The 19017-nt window shown below is 43.5% G+C and carries 16 protein-coding genes; 6 read left to right on the top strand and 10 right to left on the bottom strand.

The annotated features are described in order from the left end of the window. Positions 1-472: 472 nt before the first annotated feature. On the bottom strand, positions 473-910 hold the full coding sequence (locus tag C7475_RS21290) for a GNAT family N-acetyltransferase (RefSeq protein WP_110055431.1): 438 nt from the start codon (positions 908-910) through the stop codon (positions 473-475). Positions 911-1034: 124 nt separating this feature from the next. Further along, positions 1035-2513: a PLP-dependent aminotransferase family protein gene (locus C7475_RS21295; RefSeq protein ID WP_110055432.1), complete on the bottom strand. Its 1479-nt coding sequence runs from the start codon at positions 2511-2513 to the stop codon at positions 1035-1037. 214 nt (positions 2514-2727) lie between these two features. Here C7475_RS21295 and C7475_RS21300 point away from each other — a divergent pair, with 214 nt between their 5' ends. Further along, on the top strand, positions 2728-3159 hold the full coding sequence (locus tag C7475_RS21300; RefSeq protein ID WP_110055433.1) for a DoxX family membrane protein: 432 nt from the start codon (positions 2728-2730) through the stop codon (positions 3157-3159). 50 nt (positions 3160-3209) lie between these two features. Further along, entirely contained in the window at positions 3210-3833 is a 624-nt protein-coding gene (locus tag C7475_RS21305) for an FMN-dependent NADH-azoreductase (protein WP_110055434.1), read from the top strand. Between the two features lie 132 nt (positions 3834-3965). Here the strand turns inward: C7475_RS21305 and C7475_RS21310 are convergent, their stop codons facing one another. Continuing rightward, entirely contained in the window at positions 3966-4805 is an 840-nt protein-coding gene (locus C7475_RS21310) for an oxidoreductase (protein ID WP_110055435.1), read from the bottom strand. 97 nt (positions 4806-4902) lie between these two features. Further along, on the bottom strand, positions 4903-5832 hold the full coding sequence (locus tag C7475_RS21315) for an AraC family transcriptional regulator (RefSeq protein ID WP_110055436.1): 930 nt from the start codon (positions 5830-5832) through the stop codon (positions 4903-4905). Positions 5833-6054: 222 nt separating this feature from the next. On the opposite strand from C7475_RS21315, the gene C7475_RS21320 reads away from it, so the two are divergent. Continuing rightward, the gene (locus C7475_RS21320; RefSeq protein ID WP_110055437.1) at positions 6055-6804 is read left to right on the top strand and encodes a hypothetical protein; all 750 of its coding nucleotides are present in this window, start codon (positions 6055-6057) and stop codon (positions 6802-6804) included. 110 nt (positions 6805-6914) lie between these two features. Further along, positions 6915-8666, top strand: a complete 1752-nt coding sequence (locus C7475_RS21325; RefSeq protein WP_110055438.1) for an SGNH/GDSL hydrolase family protein — start codon at positions 6915-6917, stop codon at positions 8664-8666. A gap of 74 nt (positions 8667-8740) precedes the next feature. On the opposite strand, the gene C7475_RS21330 is transcribed toward C7475_RS21325, so the two are convergent. The 4 genes from C7475_RS21330 to C7475_RS21345 form a co-directional block, all read right to left on the bottom strand. After that, positions 8741-10321, bottom strand: a complete 1581-nt coding sequence (locus tag C7475_RS21330; RefSeq protein WP_110055439.1) for a Na+/H+ antiporter — start codon at positions 10319-10321, stop codon at positions 8741-8743. A 109-nt stretch (positions 10322-10430) separates the two neighbouring features. Beyond that, a complete protein-coding gene (locus C7475_RS21335) occupies positions 10431-10967 on the bottom strand; it encodes a carboxymuconolactone decarboxylase family protein (protein WP_110055440.1) in 537 nt (178 codons plus the stop codon). A 68-nt stretch (positions 10968-11035) separates the two neighbouring features. After that, positions 11036-12550 (bottom strand): GMC family oxidoreductase, encoded by a 1515-nt coding sequence (locus C7475_RS21340; RefSeq protein WP_110055441.1) that lies wholly within the window; start codon positions 12548-12550, stop codon positions 11036-11038. 24 nt (positions 12551-12574) lie between these two features. Further along, positions 12575-13411 carry an alpha/beta hydrolase gene (locus tag C7475_RS21345; RefSeq protein ID WP_110055442.1) on the bottom strand — a complete coding sequence of 279 codons (837 nt, stop codon included), beginning with the start codon at positions 13409-13411 and terminating at the stop codon, positions 12575-12577. Between the two features lie 122 nt (positions 13412-13533). Here C7475_RS21345 and C7475_RS21350 point away from each other — a divergent pair, with 122 nt between their 5' ends. Then, positions 13534-14142 (top strand): Crp/Fnr family transcriptional regulator, encoded by a 609-nt coding sequence (locus tag C7475_RS21350; RefSeq protein WP_110055443.1) that lies wholly within the window; start codon positions 13534-13536, stop codon positions 14140-14142. 61 nt (positions 14143-14203) lie between these two features. Here the strand turns inward: C7475_RS21350 and C7475_RS21355 are convergent, their stop codons facing one another. Together C7475_RS21355 and C7475_RS21360 are read right to left on the bottom strand one after the other, a co-directional pair. Beyond that, the gene (locus C7475_RS21355) at positions 14204-16570 is read right to left on the bottom strand and encodes a GAF domain-containing protein (RefSeq protein ID WP_199236271.1); all 2367 of its coding nucleotides are present in this window, start codon (positions 16568-16570) and stop codon (positions 14204-14206) included. 100 nt (positions 16571-16670) lie between these two features. Further along, positions 16671-17276, bottom strand: a complete 606-nt coding sequence (locus C7475_RS21360; protein WP_110055444.1) for an isochorismatase family protein — start codon at positions 17274-17276, stop codon at positions 16671-16673. A 277-nt stretch (positions 17277-17553) separates the two neighbouring features. Between C7475_RS21360 and C7475_RS21365 the strand changes: the two genes are divergently transcribed. Beyond that, complete coding sequence (locus C7475_RS21365; protein ID WP_158286572.1) at positions 17554-18981, top strand: alginate export family protein; 1428 nt, start codon at positions 17554-17556, stop codon at positions 18979-18981. The last annotated feature ends 36 nt before the right edge of the window (positions 18982-19017 follow it).

Below are 19017 nucleotides of genomic sequence, written 5' to 3' on the forward strand. Positions count from 1 at the left end.
GCAGTTTTAGGCCGTAACGGAGTAGATTGGTATTATAAAGCCACTGCGCTGCCTGCAGGCGGCAGGGTCATTGCGGCAGTGAAAGATCTGCCGGGGAATCGAACTGTAAAGGAATTGCTGCTCACATAAAAAACCGCTTTCACGGTTTATGAATGGCTTCTTTCTGATGAAAGAACATTCCAAAATACGCTTTAATTTACCAGCCTGGCACCGATGGATGGCATAGACCCTAAAGATGTTGCTTTGACCCGTGAAAAAAAGTTTGCTTATGGACGTTACCTGTAACAATGCAAGACATCATCAAAAGCCCCACGCAGGAACGCGCGGGGCTCATTTGGTCCTTCAATACGTTGGAATGTTTATCGAAAACAGAATGTTAAATAAGAAGCCTGCTAGTGATCCATAAAGATGGATGCTATCTCAAAAAAGATGGCCAGGCTATCGCATCTTGTATATTGTATATTCAGGAAAATCATTTAGCCTGAGTTGGCCTGGCAAAATGGTGGCATGCCAGTATATAACCCTTACTGAGGTATAAACGATGGGCCGGATGTAATGCAAATCCGCTATCTAGATGAACTGTGTTGACACCGTTTTCTTCCGCTTCTTTATGTACATAATCAAGTAAGGCTCCTGCATAACCATGACCTCTGAACTCGGGTAAAGTAAAGAGATCATCCACATAAATTATTTTTCCCGTGCGGAGCATGTTCATTGTTCTGTAGCCAATAAATGCTGCTGCTTTTTTATTGTCTGCAGAGGGAATATAAGCCAGTTCAAAGTACTCTTTCTCCATCATCTCATAAGTTTGTTTTACGAAAGTGGCAGGATCAAGATTCTGACGGAACTGCAGGATCGCTTCCCTTGCAAATTCAATGTCTTCCAGCGTTTTTGCTTTTAATATCTGCATATTCAGTCGTTTAAAGAATTTACGACGCAAAGTTAAAAGCGCAGAAAATAGCTGAATGGGACCAGATAATTATTTATGGATGTACCAGTATTTTTTTATAAATTTTCCCGTGGAAAAGCCTGGATCAATTACCTATGCTATCTGCAGATTTCCTTAAAATAGATATTGCTTCTTTCATATCTTCTTCATTAAGAGACGCGAACCCGAACCGGCATGCATTGAACCGGGCATCTTTACCTTTACTGTAAACACTGCCTGTTAGCGCTAAGCCCATGGTGCCGGCTTTGCTGAGTACCCTGATGAGCGGGTATTCCTGTTTGAACTTCAACCATAGCGCCATTCCTCCTGACGGCTTATTGAAAGCGACAATATCACCTAATTCACTTGTGACCAGATCTGCGAGGAAGTCACATCTTTGTGCATATATCCTGTTGGATTTCTTTATGTGACGCATCAGTTCTCCGTTATCTATCAGGCCGGAAACGACATGTTCGATAACGACTTCTCCTCTCAGGTCAATGATCGTTCTTAGTTTCGCTGCCGCAATCAGGAACTCTTTTGTAGCGATGATATATCCCAGCCGGAAGGGTGTTCCCAATACTTTAGTGACAGATCCTATATAGATAATATTTCCTCCATGATCGCCACTTGCCAGGGGCAGATATGGGTCATATTGAAATTGGAAATCATAATCATAGTCATCTTCAATTACGGCAATGTTATAAGCTGTTATCAGTTGCAGTAAATGGTTTCGCCGGTCTACGCTCATAGTGACGGTTGTCGGTTGGTGGTGATGAGGTATAACATACATCATCTTTATGTCGTTGTGTTTGAGCACTTCTTCCAGCTTTTCAGTGCACATTCCCTCATCATCTACCGGCACACGGATGAGTTGTGCACCAAGTTTCTCAAATGCCGCATCGGCAATAAAATAGCTCGGATCACTGACAATAACTTTATCTCCCGGCTTGATGATAAGCGATGCTGCAATATAAATAGCCATCTGTGCACCCCGGGTAACAAGCAGGTTCTCTATTCCTATGTCTAAGCCCCTTGTCTGGTTAAGAAAGGAGCAGAGTGATCCTCTGAGTTCAATTGACCCGTCTGCATCCCCAAACGTACTGATTCTATTCAGGTTAGTATAATCGAGCACATTTCTGTATTCTTTTAAGATAGCTTCTGTAGGTAAAAGAGAGACGTCCGGGAAACCGTCATTTACGACAATACGGGCGCCGCTGGGAGGTTTCGTGAGACTAAAAAGCGTATCCATCTTGTCAAATCTGAAGCCGCTGCTTCCTTTATACGATCCTAATCTGTTCGTATTATACGACCTGGGTTTGACAACGGGTAAACGAAGTGAGACGGTGTAGCCTTTACGTGGCAAATTGTCGATCCAATCTTCTGTTACCAGGGCATTATAAGCGGCCATAATAGTTTTTCTGTGCAGCTGAAGATCATCGGCCAGCGTACGGGTACTTGGAAGCTCAGTGCCCGGAAGAAGTTTTCCCTCCTGGATCAGGCTAATAAGCTGGAGCGCAAGTTGTTTGTACACTGCTACGTTACTTTTCTTATCTATGACAATTAGATTTTTATACGGAAGCATAAGCCGAAATTGATGTATCACATGGTTGACAGATACCGAAGATAGGCATGGTTCAGGTGAATTCAAAAATGGCGAAATATCGTGAAGATACAGGCGTCTGAAACTAAACGCTTGTTCAAATATTATTAACTACTGGACTACCTGAATATACATATCTGGCACCCCATCAACACAGCCTGCCGCAATACTTTTGTAGATATAAAATGTAGCTCATATGAAAGGAATACATCCGCTTGCACAATTATTATTGCGACTGGCTTTAGGTATAGGATTTCTATTACCTGTAATGGACAGGATCGGCTGGTTAGGTGCTCCGGGGGCAAAAGGCGTGGCATGGGGTAACTGGAATAACTTTGTTGCCTATACACACACGCTTGTGCCATATGTAAACCTTGCTACGGCGTCTTTCCTGGGCCTCATGGCAACTGCAGGAGAGGCAATATTTGCAATCATGCTGATCATAGGATATAAAACAAGGATGGCCGCATATGGTAGTTTTGCCCTTACCCTCATCTTCGCTTTAAGCATGTTGTTTTTTGCTGACTACAGAGCGCCATTTACATACGCTGTGTTTGTGGTGAGTTTTTCAAGTTTGCTGCTGGCTGCTGCTCCCGGATATCCCTGGAGTATTGATGCAAAAAGATAGAATAGACAGGTTTACTAAATCGACCGACATAAATCTCTAAAATTAACGTAATGGGCAGAGTATTGGTTATTAACGCCAGCGCAAGGAAAGACAGATCTCTTAGCAGGTATTTAACGGAAGTGTTTATTGAGAAATGGAAAGGAAAGAATCCGGAAGACAGTGTGGTTCATCGTGAGGTAGGAAGGGAAAATATACCACACGTTTCGGAGGCCTGGATAGCAGGTGCTTTCAAACCTGCAGGATTAAGAACAGCAGAAGATTTTGCGGCGCTTGAAGTCAGCAATAAGTTGATCAGCGAATTAAAGGACGCAGATGTTATTGTTTTGGGAACGCCTATGTACAACTGGTCAATTCCAAGTGCACTGAAAGCTTATTTCGACCAGGTTCTCAGAGTAAATGAAACAGTATTGATCAATCCCAAAGCTGAAAGCCCATATACGGGGTTGTTGAAGAATAAAAAGGCTTACCTGTTCCTTGTACGTGGGAATGCAGGATACGGACCAGGGGAGTATCTCCAGCATTTGAATTTCCAGACCGAATATTTAAAGACCGTATTCAACATCATGGGGATCGATGATGTAGAAGTAGTTATTTTAGATGGTGCTGCTCATGGTGAAGAGGAGTTAGCCATCACACTTGCTGCAGCCCAGGTAAAGATATCAGAGCTGATCTGATTCATTGTGTGTATTTTAAGTTTAGGTTTTAAGAAAAGGCTTCGGTATCGGAGCCTTTTCTCAATATATGAATAGTTTGTTATTACATCCGTCTCAACCACTGATAACAATGCGTAATGTGTTTAATGGCAGTTAAAAATCTGTAGAGAGTGTGATCTCTTTATTAGCTGCTATGCCGGTCTGTAACATATCTATTTTGTAATTGGCATATTGCAATGCATCTGCACCTAATAACAGACGAAGAGGTGGCTCGCTCAATCTTGATGTAGCCAGAATTACCCCAGCTATTTTTGCAGGATCGCCGGGCTGGTTACCTGGGATGTCTTCCATATGTTTGCGCCTTTCTTCCTCAATAGCGGTATATGCTGTAATCGGATTTTTCGGATGAACGATAGCTCCGGACTTGAGAAAGTTGGTACGAACATATCCGGGTTCAATGATTGTTACATGAATACCGAAGGATTGCACTTCTTGTGCTAATGCTTCAGACAGACCTTCCACAGCGAATTTAGTGCTACAATACAATCCCCAGGCTGCGCCAGAGATCAGGCCGAAAACAGACGATAAATTGAAGATATGCCCCGATCCTGCTGCTCTCATATGGGGCAATATAGCACGGGTCACATTTAAGAGGCCAAACACGTTGATATCAAAGATAGCCTGTACTTCATCTGCGGATGTTTCTTCAATACCGCCAATCAAACCATAGCCGGCATTATTCACCAGTACATCGATGGATTTAAATTGTGCGATCGTCTGCGCTACAGCTTTGCCAACACTCGCCTCATCCGCAACATCGACCTGCAGAGGAAGAAACTGAGAGGAAGTAGTATCAATAGCGCTTTTAACTGTTTGAAGATTGCGCCCGGTTACAGCAACGTTATGTCCATCGGCAAGTAGTTGTTTTACCAGTTCAAGTCCGATCCCCTGTGAACCACCCGTTATAAACCATGTTTGTTTTTGCGTTCCCATAATTTTTTGTTTAAGATTTATGGTACAAAGAAACTTACATTGGCCCGGGTGGCATTTAATCGGATAACAGGAATAATTGTGAGTTTCAAATATTCATTCAGGCAACCTCTTTTTTCCGGTATTTGGATGGGGATATGCGCTCTTTTCTGTTAAAGAAGGAAGTGAAAGCGGCTTGTTCAGAGAAGCCCAGGGTATAGCTGATAGTGTTAATGTCCCAATCGGTTTGTAATAACAGTACTTTGGCTTCATAGAGCAATCTGTCCTGTATATGCTCTCTCAATGTTTTCCCCGTTTGATTCTTGACCAGGGAATTCAGGTAATTGGGATGCACATGCAACTGATCCGCAAACTCTCCCGCTGTTTTGATTTTTACGACATCATCGGTAGTCTTTACCTGGAAGGTAGATTCCAGCAGAGAGAGAAATCCGTGTATATAACGATAACTTTCGGGCACAGCCACGTCAGCGAGGTTTCTGCCAGCTCTCTGGGCTTCCAGCAGGATCATCTGCAAATGCAAAAGTATGGCCTGTTTTTTATCTTCATTATGTCCACGGTCTTCCGTCCATATTAGTTCGAAATACCGGTTAATATTAGAAGATTGTGTGTCCGTTAATTGAACGACCGCTTTGGCCGGCTGAAAGTAAGGGTAGTTCCTTAATAACTGCAGCAGGTGTGGTTCCTGTTCCAGATAATCAGGATGGATAAGGCAAAAGTGCCCGCGTGTTTCTGTTGATGTAGTTTGCCAGGACATGATCTCATCCGGGTGTAGGAATGCGATTTCGCCGGCATTCATAACATATTGATGCAGCCCTACGGTGAGCACACCTGTTCCTGATGCCATATGAAAGATCTTGTAAAATTGCCTTCTGTTCGGAGATATATAATCTTTAACGGGGTAGCGCTCTCTGTTCTCTACGACAAAAAGATTGGCATCCGGAGGATACTGCTCCACGGTCAGAAAAGGAACTTTAAAGTTTACCTCAGTAAATGTTTCCAGTCCCAGGCGGGGGATATCTGATCTTTCCATACCCCTAAATTACAAATTTAGGTTAGCCCGACCACCACTTTTGGGGATATTGCAAAGTGTTGTATTTCAGTACTTTTGGGTGCCTGACAATGTTATCTTGGGTGATTGATGACAGGCAGGTGCGGGATTGAGTCATATCCAGGGGAATATCATTACCCGGGGCGGCATTGTCCGGGACAGTATAGGGACAGTATAAATGGATACATACAAAAATTAAATAAGATGGGAAGGGACCATGTAAACAGCAATGACAACGGAAAGGGCGCTGACATATTTAATGATGTACCCGGTATGGTTGAAAAAGTGATACGCAAGCTTGAACAAGGCATAAAAGACATAGAGCAGCATAACAACGGGTACTCAGGTTCTGAAAAGACGGACTTAAGCGGCTTTGATACCACCGTAAAGAGAATAACGCACCTCAGAACGACTGTAGCCGGTTTTAATGAAAAAAGAGAGCATAAAACGTTCAGAACTGCTGACGGTGGCACAGGCGATCCTAAAAATGCTGATAAGTTTTCGAACTTTTCAAAGGATACGCTGCTGAAAATTGACCGCTTATGTGAGATTAATTTTCTGAATGATACGTATGCACTCAGTAAGATGAAAAACTCAGATTGGAACGCTGTAGCGTATTGCAGGAAGTTCCAGAATGAAGAACATGTGCTGGAACATACTTTCGATAATATGGCATTCAAAGCAAGACGGGCATCACTGGAAGCTGGCGACAAAAAACTTGTAGGCAAGTTTGATCAATGGCATAAGGAGGCGGAAAAGTTGCTCTTCGAAATTTTTAAAGAATTGACAGCTGTGGTGGAACATTTTTATAGCGTCAAAAACAGCATGTTAAGAAAGAGAAAAGGTGAGTTTACATCGAATCTTCCCAAACCGTTCAATAACGGATATGATTCAAAGAACGTGAAACCTGACAACGGAAGGCAGGCAAAACTGAAGGCAATGGGTAGAGGGTAATAAATGAGGGACCATATATGCAGGTTAACTTTTTTGGATTAATTTGTCCGGCAGATGGGTTGGTAGTAGTACAGATTCCGCCTGTTCTATTGAAATAATTATTCCGCATTATGGTTAAAAACTTACTTTTTTTACTTGCATTCGTATGTGTTGAAGCTACGACCTATGCACAGGTCTCTTATGACTGGCATGAGGCCCAATGGGCCGTAGGTATTTGTGAACAGGATACCGGCCATATTTTTCATCGTTTACCTGCAAGACTTGAATCAAAGGTATCCGCTGGTGTATGGAGGCAATCCACACAGAGCGCGGGTGAATACCTGCATTTCAAAACTACCGCCCGCAATTTTGTTATAAGATATGCGGTCGCGGGAAAAAATTATGCAATGCCTCATATGCCTGCTACAGGTGTAAGCGGAATAGATTTGTTTGGAAAAGATGTACATGGCGGATGGAATTGGGCGCCACCAGGGAAATATTCCTTCGGAGATACCTGCGTGTATGAATATCGCAATCTTAGCATAGATGCAGGCGGACTGGCAGATTTCTACCTGTACCTGCCATTATATAGTGAATTGCGGTGGATCACCATAGGCGTGCCTGAGGGGCAAAAATTTGAATATAGCAGGCCGGATAAGGATAAACCTATCGTAGCATATGGTACATCTATCATGCAGGGAGCAGTAGCGTCAAGGGCGGGAATGGCGTGGACGAATATACTGGAGAGGAATATAAGCCGGAAAGTGATCAACCTCGGATTTAGCGGTAATGGCCGTTTTGATGTTCCTGTATTTGATGTGATGGCCGGCGTCGACGCGAAACTTTATATACTGGATTGTATGCCCAATCTTGTAAATAAGACGTCCTTTCCGTTAGATACAGTACGGAATCGTTTGATGTATGGCATAAACAAACTGCGTGAACAACACCCTGATGTACCCATTCTATTGGCAGAACATGCTGCGGGCAACATGCCTCTGGGTATGGATACCGCAAAGATCAACGCATATCATGAAGCCAGTAATACCATCACCGAAATATTTAATGGATTGAAGAAAGATGGTATAAAGGAACTTTATATGTTGACAGAAAAGGAGATCAACTTTGATGTTAACAGTACCACCGACGGTGTACATCCCGACGATTATGGTATGGTCCAATATGCGTTGGCTTATGAGAAGAAGGTCCGTGAGATATTACATGAGCCTAAGGGAGAACTGTCAACACAATACGCTGTTGAACAATACCGGGATGGCTATGACTGGAGAAAAAGGCATGAAGATGTTATCTCTAATATTGAGAAGACCAATCCCCAGGTCGTCATCTTCGCCAATTCAATTATTAACTATTGGGGTGGAGAACCCAAAGGAGAAAAAGTAGCCGGTCGGGGAGAGGCCGCCTGGCAGCAATATATGGCGCCGTTGCATGTGCAGAATGCCGGCTTTGGCTGGGATAGAATAGAAAACGTACTCTGGCGTGTATATCATGGAGAACTGGACCATTTTAAGGGAAATAAGATCGTTATTATGATCGGTACCAATAACCTCGGCTTAAATAAGGATGAAGAGATCATTAAAGGGCTTACTTTTCTTGTACAACAGATACGATACAGGAAACCGGCAGCTACCATTTTAATAGGCGGTATCCTTCCCCGCGGTGATATGATACAACGGGTGTTGCAGATAAACCCAAAAATAAAGGCAATGGCAGCGGCAAACGGATGTAAGTTTTTTGACCTTTCTAAAAGCTTCATGAATGGCAGCGCGCTGAATGATGCGTTGTTCACGGGCGATAGACTGCACCCAAATGAAAAGGGATACCAGGTATTGGGTGAGCAAGTGAGCGGAGTGCTGAAGAAATAGAGAGCCTCATAGCAAAGGACATAAAAAAGGACAGCAGGTTTATAACTGGCTGTCCTTTTTAATTATGCTAATGATCATTTCCTGACACTTGCTTCTTCCAGGTCAAGCTCGCGTTGTTTCGCCCGGATCAGCTCATCAGAGAACTCCTTTTTCTGTAGCATTTGCTTCAGCACTTCTCGTCTTACGTCAATTATCCTGACCAACATATCCTCATTGGTTTTTATGATTTCAAGACTGGATGCGTTGCCTTCCATATCTTCACCGGCCAGTTCTGCAACACGATCATACCTTTCTTTTACACGCCGGAAAACAGGGTTACTGGCTATCTGGTCCTGATGATGTGTTTCCAGGTAGGTAGTCACAGCTATTGCAAGTTTATATCTGATCTCCGCCTCTTGCACGGCATCATCGTCCTTCACTTCTAACTTCAGAAATTTTAAAAGAACGGGAAGGCTCAATCCCTGCAAGATCAGTGTGAATAAGATCACGACGAATGTAATGAACAATATCAGGCTCCTGTAAGGGAAATCATTGCCATCAGATAATGTGAGCGGTAGCGTCAGGGCTGATGCAAGAGATACGACACCGCGCATGCCGCTCCAGCCTACTACAAATACTGTCTTCCAGTCCCGCGGTCCTTGCCGGTTCGCATTACGCCGGTTAAATAAGGGAAAATAAGCTGCCGCGAATACCCAGATGATCCGGACAATGATAGTAAGTAAGCTGATGGCAACAGCAAAATAGATACATTCCATTATGGAGTACTTTCCAATTCCCTGTATCACGCCAGGCAACTGCAAGCCGATTAGAATGAAGACGACACCATTGAGGAGGAATACAATTACATTCCATACTGTAACTGATTGCAGGCGGGAATTGTAAGAGAAAATATCAGATGAGCGGAAAGACAGGAACAAGCCGCCGCTTACAACTGCAAGTACTCCGGAACCGTGAAAATGCTCGGCTGCCAGGTACATCAGGTAAGGTGAAATTAATGTCAGTGCAATATCAATGCCCGGTGTAGTTGGCAGAAACCTATGGATAGCATATACTATGTGTGCAATGGCCAAGCCTATAAGAACACCGAAAATGACCACTTTAAAGAAGCTGCCCACGGCATCCGAAAATGCGAACTGACCGGTAAATATTGCTGCCAGCGCAAAGCGGAAAACAATCAGACTTGAAGCATCATTGATCAGGCTTTCTCCTTCCAATATTGATACTACCTGTTTGGGCACCTTAAGACGTTGAAAAGCAGAAGAGGCAGCAACTGCATCCGGCGGAGATATGATGCCTCCGAGTAAAAAGCCTAGTGCCAGTGAAAAATCAGGGATCAGCCAATGTGAGAAAAAAGCTACGGAAGTGGCTGTGAAAATAACAAGTCCGAATGCTAACAAACCGATTGGGCGTCGTAACCGCCAGAAATCAGTCCATGACGTATACCATGCCGCCGAATAAAGTAATGGTGGGAGGAATATAACAAAGATGATATCCGGTTTCATCTTTATGGCCGGTACGCCAGGTATAAAGCTGATCAGTAATCCCGCCAGTACCAGTAAAATGGGGTAGGATACCCTGATCCTTTCGCTTACCAGTGCAAGCATAGATGTCACAAACAGCAATGACAGTATAATCAGCAAGTGGTCTTCCAGCATAATCTGGTTTTTAAACAATGAGTCTTATAATGAAGAGGGAAAAAAATGGACTGTCTCTATGGTAGACGACTTAGGAGACAGTCCGTTGGCTATTAGAACTTCAGTTGATTCAGATCTTTTCTACGGCCGGAAAATCTACCGGTATCGCAGTAAGTGCATAGACGTAGTTCGTGAACGTACGAAGGGCTACCAACGCTGCAAGCTCTATGAGTGCAGCTTCATTGAAGCCGGCTTCAAAAAATGCATCTTTAACAGCACTGTTAACATTACCCTTATTCTCAGCTATCGCTTTTGCAAGTTGCAGCACAGCATTTAATTTAGGGTCAGCTACCTGTCCTCTGCGGCTGTTTAGAATTTCATCTTTAGTAAAACCTCTCATACCGGCAATGACTGTATGTGCTGCAAGGCAGTAATCACAACCATTAACCTGAGATACGACAAGATAAACGGCCTCTCTTTCCTTCGCGGTAAATATGCCATGATTTAACGTCTCCTCGAAGTCCAGCATTGCTTTCAATGCCTCAGCTGAATAACCTATGGTTGCATACAGGTTAGGGACCTTTCCCAGCTTCTTAGCGATAGCGTCAAAAATAATCTGTGATTGTGGATTTACCTGTTCACGTGTAGGTACGTTAATTGTTTTCATTGTTTAAAGTTCTGTTTAGGATTATTTATGTCTCGTATGTTTTCCGGAGATAATGCCTCACGGAATAATCAGTAAATGTTTCTGAAGATATGTTCTGCCATCATAACGGTTGTTACATTAGGAGGCGCTGAAACTATAACAGGCATAATGGAAGCATCAATAACGCGTAATCCCTGTATGCCATATACACTTCCCCATTGGTCCACTACTGCGGACGGATCGTTTTCCAATCCCATTGGAACAGTGGAGGTAGGATGCTGATATCCGTCAATCTGCTCGCATATTGCCTTTGTTAATTCGATGTCATTATTGACAGACTCTCCCGGGAACATTTCCCGTTGTTTTACCGACCCGAATAAGGAATCAAGACCGATGCTTCTGGATATCTTCACAGCCTCTACCATTCTGTTCAGGTCTGACGGTTCTTTCAGCATATTATATACAATGGTAGGTGCGTCAAGAGGGTCGGTGCTTTTCAGACTGACAAAACCTGTAGATTCAGGCGTAGTAACGGCACAAGCCAATACAATAGCACCGCCGGTTTCAGTCAGTGTTGGAGCAAAAAGATGGGTTGCAGAAACATGGATGTCAAGTTCTCCCTCCGGTGCATTCTTGCTACGTGTCCATAGAATTGCGCCTGCTGCGGGACTCATAGCATTGGCCTCTCTCTTTAATTCATATACATTGTAGTAAAAAGGATGTTCATAGAGTTTCTTACCAACAGGAAGATCTTTGATGACATCAATGCCCAGTGCCTCCAGATCATCTTTTGGACCAATACCTGAACGCATCAGGATTGCAGGACTACCGAACGCACCGGCAGAGAGAATAATTTCTCTTCCACGGTATTCGCTGCCATCTGCAGTGATGACACCGTATGCCCTTTGCTTTTCAAGAAGCACACGATCAATTGTTTGTTCGCCAATGATGGTGAGATTTGATCGTTTACGAACATCAGCATTGAGATAGGTCATCCCCGTATTCTGGCGAACGCCGTGTAATACATTAAGAGGGTAAGCACTTACACCATCCTGTTCATAACCATTGAAATCTTCCACACGATTAAATCCCTCGTTTACAGTACCGGCAACAAAGGCGCGCAGTGCAGGCGTTAGCTCTTCCGACGGTACCTGCCGGATAGGAAATAAACCCTTACGTCCGCGTATGGAGTCCTGGCCATCGGTAGTATGCTCAAGCAATTTATAGGTTTCCACCACCTTGTCCCAGGCCCAGTTATTTAAACCAAGTTTTACCCATTTATCGAAATCCGGTTTGCGTGCCCGAATGGCTACCGCTGCATTAACACCTGAACTACCACCAAGTACCTTGCCGCGGAATGCATGTATTTTACGGCCAGCGATACCTGTGTCTCCGAAATATCCCCAGTCATGTTGTGCATCACCGGTCACGTGGTCTGCCTTTGCAATCACTTCCGGATAAGCGTCAGGTGCATAGGCTTTCCCACCCTCTAATAATAAAACATTCCTTGAAGAGTCCTCTGAAAGACGACTTGCCATGGCCGCTCCGGCCGATCCTCCACCAACGATGATCACATCGTATAGCAATGCTGAATTGTTCTCCATAATTTTTCGGTTTGTATACGTTGATCAGATTTTTACCAAACCGGACTTTGTCGCAAAGTCCGCCATATCGTTTAATGCCTCTTGCGAAGCTTTACTGCTGATGTCCATAAAAGGCCAGACATGTAATTCTCCTTTAAATAATTTCAATTCCGCCTGCACATTACATTCGAGTAAGCGGTTTTGAAGGTGAATAGAATCATCTTCCAATATTTCAGCGGTACCGCACAATATCAATACAGGCCCGATACCCTGGAAGTCGCCATTAACGGGCGACAGAAGAGGCGTAGTAAGATCTTTTCCCGGAGCGTACATTTCGGCGCATTGCTGTAAGTATGCCTGCGATAATACAGTGTCTGTTTTTTGATTACGGGTATAACTAGGATTGATACATCTGAGATCAACCCAGGGGGAAATGACTATCGTATATTTTGCAGGCGGACGGTTTAGTGCCTTAAGCCTGAGTTGTGTCGCCATGGTAATATTACCGCCTGCACTATCACCAATGATGCTGAATTTAACGCCGAGATTTTCATCCTGGATCGCATTGATGACACTCACACAGTCGTCGATGCCGGCAGGGAAAGGATTTTCAGGCGCCAGACGATAGTCGATCATCAACACTTTACGATTCAACTTCAGGGCGATGTGGCTTACCATAGGAGCGTGTGAATTGATGGAGCCGTAGATAAAACCTCCGCCATGAATAAAGAACACGATGTCGTCTTCCGGAGCGTCGGCAGGTGAAAACCATGCGCAGGGAATGCCTGCGATATTCAGGTTGCTGCGGGTGATGTTATCTGCAACGGGATAACTGTTGCCAATGGTTTCAAAACCTTTACGTTCTTCCTTCAATTTGTTCATTGGTATCAAACTTTTATGACACAAAAGTCCTCGATATGGGTATGAAAAAAATTAAGATTTCTTAATTTTTAACAAAAGTTCCAGGCTAACATTTGTAACTTTTAGTTCTAAATAATTCAGATATGCAATACGATAATATCTTGGAGAATATAAGGCGCTATGTGCTGATGACACCGGAGCAGGAAGAGGCTTTTTGCTCATTGCTGACCATCAAAAAGTTAAAGAGAAAGGAATTTCTCTTGCGTGAAGGCGATGTATGCACAGATGAATTTTTTGTTAACAAAGGTTGCCTCAGAGAATATTATGTGGATAAGAAAGGGCTTGAACATAATCTGTATTTTGCAATAGAAGATTGGTGGATATCGGATCTGTATAGCCGTACACAGATGGCCCCTACTTATTGTAATATTGTAGCCCTTGAAAATTCAGAACTGGTAAAGATAAGCCATCAGGCACTGGAAGAATTTATGGAAGAAGTTCCGAAGCTTGAGCGGTTCTTCAGGCTTTCTTATGAACGTTCCCTGGTAAACCAGCACCTCAAGAACCTTCAGATGTTATACATGAGTGCAGAGGAGCGATACGTTCATTTCAGAGAGCGGTTCCCCAAACTGGCCGACCGTATTCCGCAAAAGCATATAGCTACTTTTTTAGGTTTAACGCCTGAATTTTTTAATACCGTACATGCAAAAGTATTACGCTCGAAACGAAAAATAACCAATCCGAAAGCATAGACAGAATAGCACACTGTCCGGCCAGCCCGGATAGGCAGGTAGCGTATGGCGGGGATAAATGCTACCTGAGAAGTTCATTCATAGATAAGTTAGCTGCTGTCATATCTGCGTACGAATACATCGGGAGCGTGTGAATATCATTTATTGACGTTACACTGACCCGTATTGCTTTTAATCCCGAAACTCCCTGCAGGTCCTCAATATCTACCAGCTCGATGTGTTTTCCAAGCAATTGCCTGTCTTGCAGAAAATGGATGTATCTCAAATATTCGGTCTCTTCCTTCTTGCTGGTATATACAATCGCTATCTTGCCTGCTGCTGTCAATCGTTCTGTTGTATCTTTGATGCAAGCTTTGTCAATACGTTTCTTGAGAATTTCAAATCGGGCATTGTAACTACCCACTACATCAAAGCGTTTTTCATCCATCCGGAACTGAATAGACATACGATGGTTATAAACTAGTATTAGTGAAGTGACGTCAAGCGGATACGGGAGGTCTTTTTTCATTGATTGATGGGCTGATTCCATATGGCAGATTACCTGTAACTGCCATAAACGCAGGTTGTACAGATGCATAATGTTATACGACTTTGCAGGTGCAATGGAAGCGCCGATGTATAAATTATGCTCAACACCGTCAGTCTTAAAACGCTCGTAATAATGAGGGAATATCGCTTGTGCCGGCGCTTGTGCCTCATCGATCAATGTAGCCATTTTGCGATTGATAAGTGCGACGGTATCCTCGTATTTACGCCGGTTCAGGTGATAATCGCCCGATCCTTTACATTGTTTGAAGTAGTTGTCGATAGCCGGTTGATGAGACGTATTGGATCCGGTGGCACTTTCAAACAATGGGTGTATAACCGTTTCAAGATAATGCTGAACAAATTGCTCGGAATCTGCTTTCAGACATTTCTTAACATTTGCTATCAATTCCTGAAGGTAGTTGATAGTATCTGCCAGATCAAATTTACCTGTTTCTAGCTGCAATAATTTAACAAGTGACAATGCAGCGTTGAGTTGGGCGTACAGGTCCAATTGCACGCTGGTGTTTCGCTGAGTTGAAGAACCTTTAATATCTACTTGTCCATATAATGGCATTACATCAGGGAAAATGATCTCCCTTAACGCATATTCCTTTTTTACAGCACGGGCGTCCAGGGCTTTTTGAGCTTCCTTCCTGAATTTCCAGTAAACGCTTGGGTGCACAGTGGTGTATTCATTCTGAATGAGTGCCTGTACCTGATTTTGCATATAGGAATGCTGCTTGTCTATGGTATCCGAAATGTAAGGCATCACGGCCTCCAGCTGCGGAGCATTGATGCTGTTTAAATCACCGGTATTGGGTGAAGCCAATTCCAATACACCCAACGGTACGCCATTTTTTATTACCGGCGCTAATATGACGCTTTGAATATGCTGTTCTGTTAGAAGCCGGGCCATTCCATTTTCAGGCTCTGTTTGCAGCAGTTTGCCCACATCTGATATTACCGAATACTTGTCCTGTTGTATGATCCGGGATAACTCAGCACATGCCTGTTCCTTACCATCTTTTAAAAGATAGCTGTTTAGTTTTGAATTGAAAGTGGCAAGGCTAAACTTATTCTCAGCTTCATTATACGAGGTAAAGCCGAATTTCAGATCAGGTATTTTATAGATCGAACGAAAGACTTTCAGCATTTCATGTTTCAGCTTTTCACTATCGGTAGCGCCTAGCAACGATCCTTTTAGGGTGGATACCGCATGTTCCACCGTAGCATCAAAAAGATTCATGATGGCGAAGCCTTTGAATAACCAGCTGCCATTCGGGAAATATCTTTTCCAGACATTAATGTCATCGAAGCTGTCACGCAACAATTCAATATCCTCTGGTTGTATGTCAACAGCTTTATCAGTTGGCGTCAATTCAATGAAGTCCGTATTATAGAGAATACGGTAATGCCTCATAATGCCTTGGGCGTTGGGGATATCATAGAGCAGTGGCCTGCCGAAATTAAAATTCGTCCCATAGTGCTGGTTTAAAATAAGGCAACAGGTATTTACATAAAACTGATGATCATTGAAATTCCTGATCACCATATCAAATTTCGGTCCGGCCGCATTTAGAATACGTTGTAACCGGTCGCTTGGATTCAATAGAACATTCTGGAAAGGAACAGTGACAGCTTTGATTTCGTTGTTAGTCAGAATAGCAGGGAATAATTCAGCCAGCAGCTCAGTGATAACGTCATTGATAGACGCAAGTGCGGAAGGATCAGTTGTACCTTCCCTTAAAACCGGATAAGGCGCTGTTAACTTCAGCAATTGTTGTGCCCTTTGTGCACTTAAACCCTGGTTGCTGGTAGCAACTTTCTCCAGGTGTACGATCATCTTATGGAAGGAAATGATCGTCTCTACGGGGCTGTCTTGGTATCTGTTCAGGTCCATGGTTAGATATTGGTTGAAACGAAAGCCGCCTCATAATCGCTTATGAGACGGCTTTCATTTTAGGATGCTTTATGTAGCAGAATTAAAGAGGGGAGAATGATCACTTGTTATATTCAGCCAGGAAAGTAGGCAGGCCCCAGCTTGCGCTTAATGCACCATAAACGCCGCCAGCTTCGGCACGTGAATTGTCCGCCAGCATTTCCATTAATACAGCTGTGAAGCTGACAGGAATTGCGCCAGCTTGTACCAGGCGTTGTAAAGCCCATCTCTCGATGTCTGCACTCTGGCTGCCTGAAATGTCCATCACAGTATAAACCTGGTAACCGGCTTCACGCAGTGACAGTGAAGGGAACATAGCGCATACCTCTAATGTAATACCACCGAGGATGATGTGGGTCTTGCCTGAATCCTCGATCATTTTCCGGATAGTCGGTTCCTGCCAAACGTCAATAATAGTTCTGTCAACATGCTTTACATCGGGCAAGGCATCAGCCAGATCTTTAGTGATCGGCCCAAAACCGCCAAGACTTTGCATAGTAACAATAGTAGGAACATTCAACACCTTTAAGGCATTTGCAAAAGCAACAACATTGTTCTTAATAGTTAACGGCTCGATAGTTTTGCAGTTCATCAATAAGCCAGGCTGGTGGTCGATCAGAATTACCAGTGAATTGTCTGCGGTAAGCTTTGAAGGTTGTGTGTTCATGTTCTTTTTATTTTTTGTGATGATTTAGGTTTCAATTTTCAACACAACAAAACTCTTCTTTCTTCAGGCCAAAAAAATTAAGATATCTTATTTTTCTACCGACTTTGGACCCATCATCAATTATTCTTTTCTTCTTCTAAAACTTAAGAAATCTTAATCGCCTTCTTTGGCTAAAAGCAGATTTTTGCGCTATGAGCTGAACGTTCTGTGACGGCTGACTACAAATAATATCCGCGATCCAACTATCAAGCAAGCTGTGGTAATGCCACATACCGATATGAATATTAATGTACAAATACGTAAAAGCCTCCGGGCGCTATCCCTGTTGTTCTGCTCATTTGGAATAGCAGATCATGCATTCTCTCAGACGACAGATTCAGTAGGGACCGGTTATATGCCTGATGCCGCCGAAGAGTATTGGCCAGCACTTAAAAGTGAAGGTGCCGGTAAACCGGCTGATGTGTTCTCACGGCTGGGACATATTCCTATACGTAACAATAAAGGCTTTATTAGTCTCGGTGGGTCTTTAAGGGAGGTCTATGAGCGGTTTGATAATTATCTCTGGGGGATAGGGCCACAGGATAATAATGGTTATTTATTACATCGGATCTTATTACATGCTGATGTTCACTATAATAAACACTTCAGGGTGTTTGGAGAACTTGAATCAAGTTTCCAGAGTGGCCGGAACGGTGGACCAAGACCAGTTCAGGATGTTAATAAACTGGCGCTGACAGAGCTGTTTGCTGAATATGCCATCGAAACGGCAAATCAGACAGTATTGAAGTTCAGGATCGGAGAACAGGTGCTTCATTATGGTGTAGGCAGTCTGCTTGATATTCGCGATGCGAATGTTCATCGTTCATTTGTTGGTGGGAAAGTCATTATCGAAAAAGAGAATGACAGACTGGATGTTTTTGCTATGGAATTGGTAAGAACAAATGAAGGCTTTTTTGACGATCAGATCGATCCTTCCCAGAAAATAGCAGGGGCTTGGTTCACGCATAACTATAAAGAGTCCTGGCTCCGTAAAATAGACCTGTTTTATCTTTTTACACACAGGAGCACAGCTACGTTTACACAGGGTGCCGGTAAGGAGAAAAGGAATACGATCGGTACAGGTCTGACTTTCGATAAGAACGGATGGTCAGCGTACACAGAAGGTGATCTTCAGTTAGGTAAATTCAATGGTGGCAATATTACTGCCTGGAAGTTGACACAAACATTGGGCTACCAGTTTTCGGGTAAGGGAGTCAAACCTAATGTGTCGCTGCAATCGGCTATTTCAAGTGGCGATAAAAATGCGGCAGGACCTTCGCTGCAAACATTCAACCCGATCTATCCCAAAGCTATTTACTACGGATTTATTGATAACGCAGGAGCGGCGAACCTTATCCTGGTGCATCTGAGAACAGGAATACAGCCCTGCACAAAGGTTAATGTCACAGGTGGCTATTACCGGTTCTGGAGGAAGTCCCTGGGTGATGGAATTTACGGTCCTGGCGGAGGATATTTCTTACCGGCGTCGAACAGCGAACGTTCTGTAGGGCAAATGTTCGAACTGTTGGCTGCCTATCAGCATAATGCAAGATTCAGGCTAACAGCTATCGGCACGTATTATCAGCGGGGTGCTTTTTTGAAAGCGATTCCGGCAACAGCTCATGATATATGGTATACAGGCTTAAACGCAACGCTACATTTTTAATAATAAATAAATCATCATCTATTATATCACCTAATA

It is taken from the genome of Chitinophaga sp. S165 (assembly GCF_003182155.1).
GTDB lineage: Bacteria > Bacteroidota > Bacteroidia > Chitinophagales > Chitinophagaceae > Chitinophaga.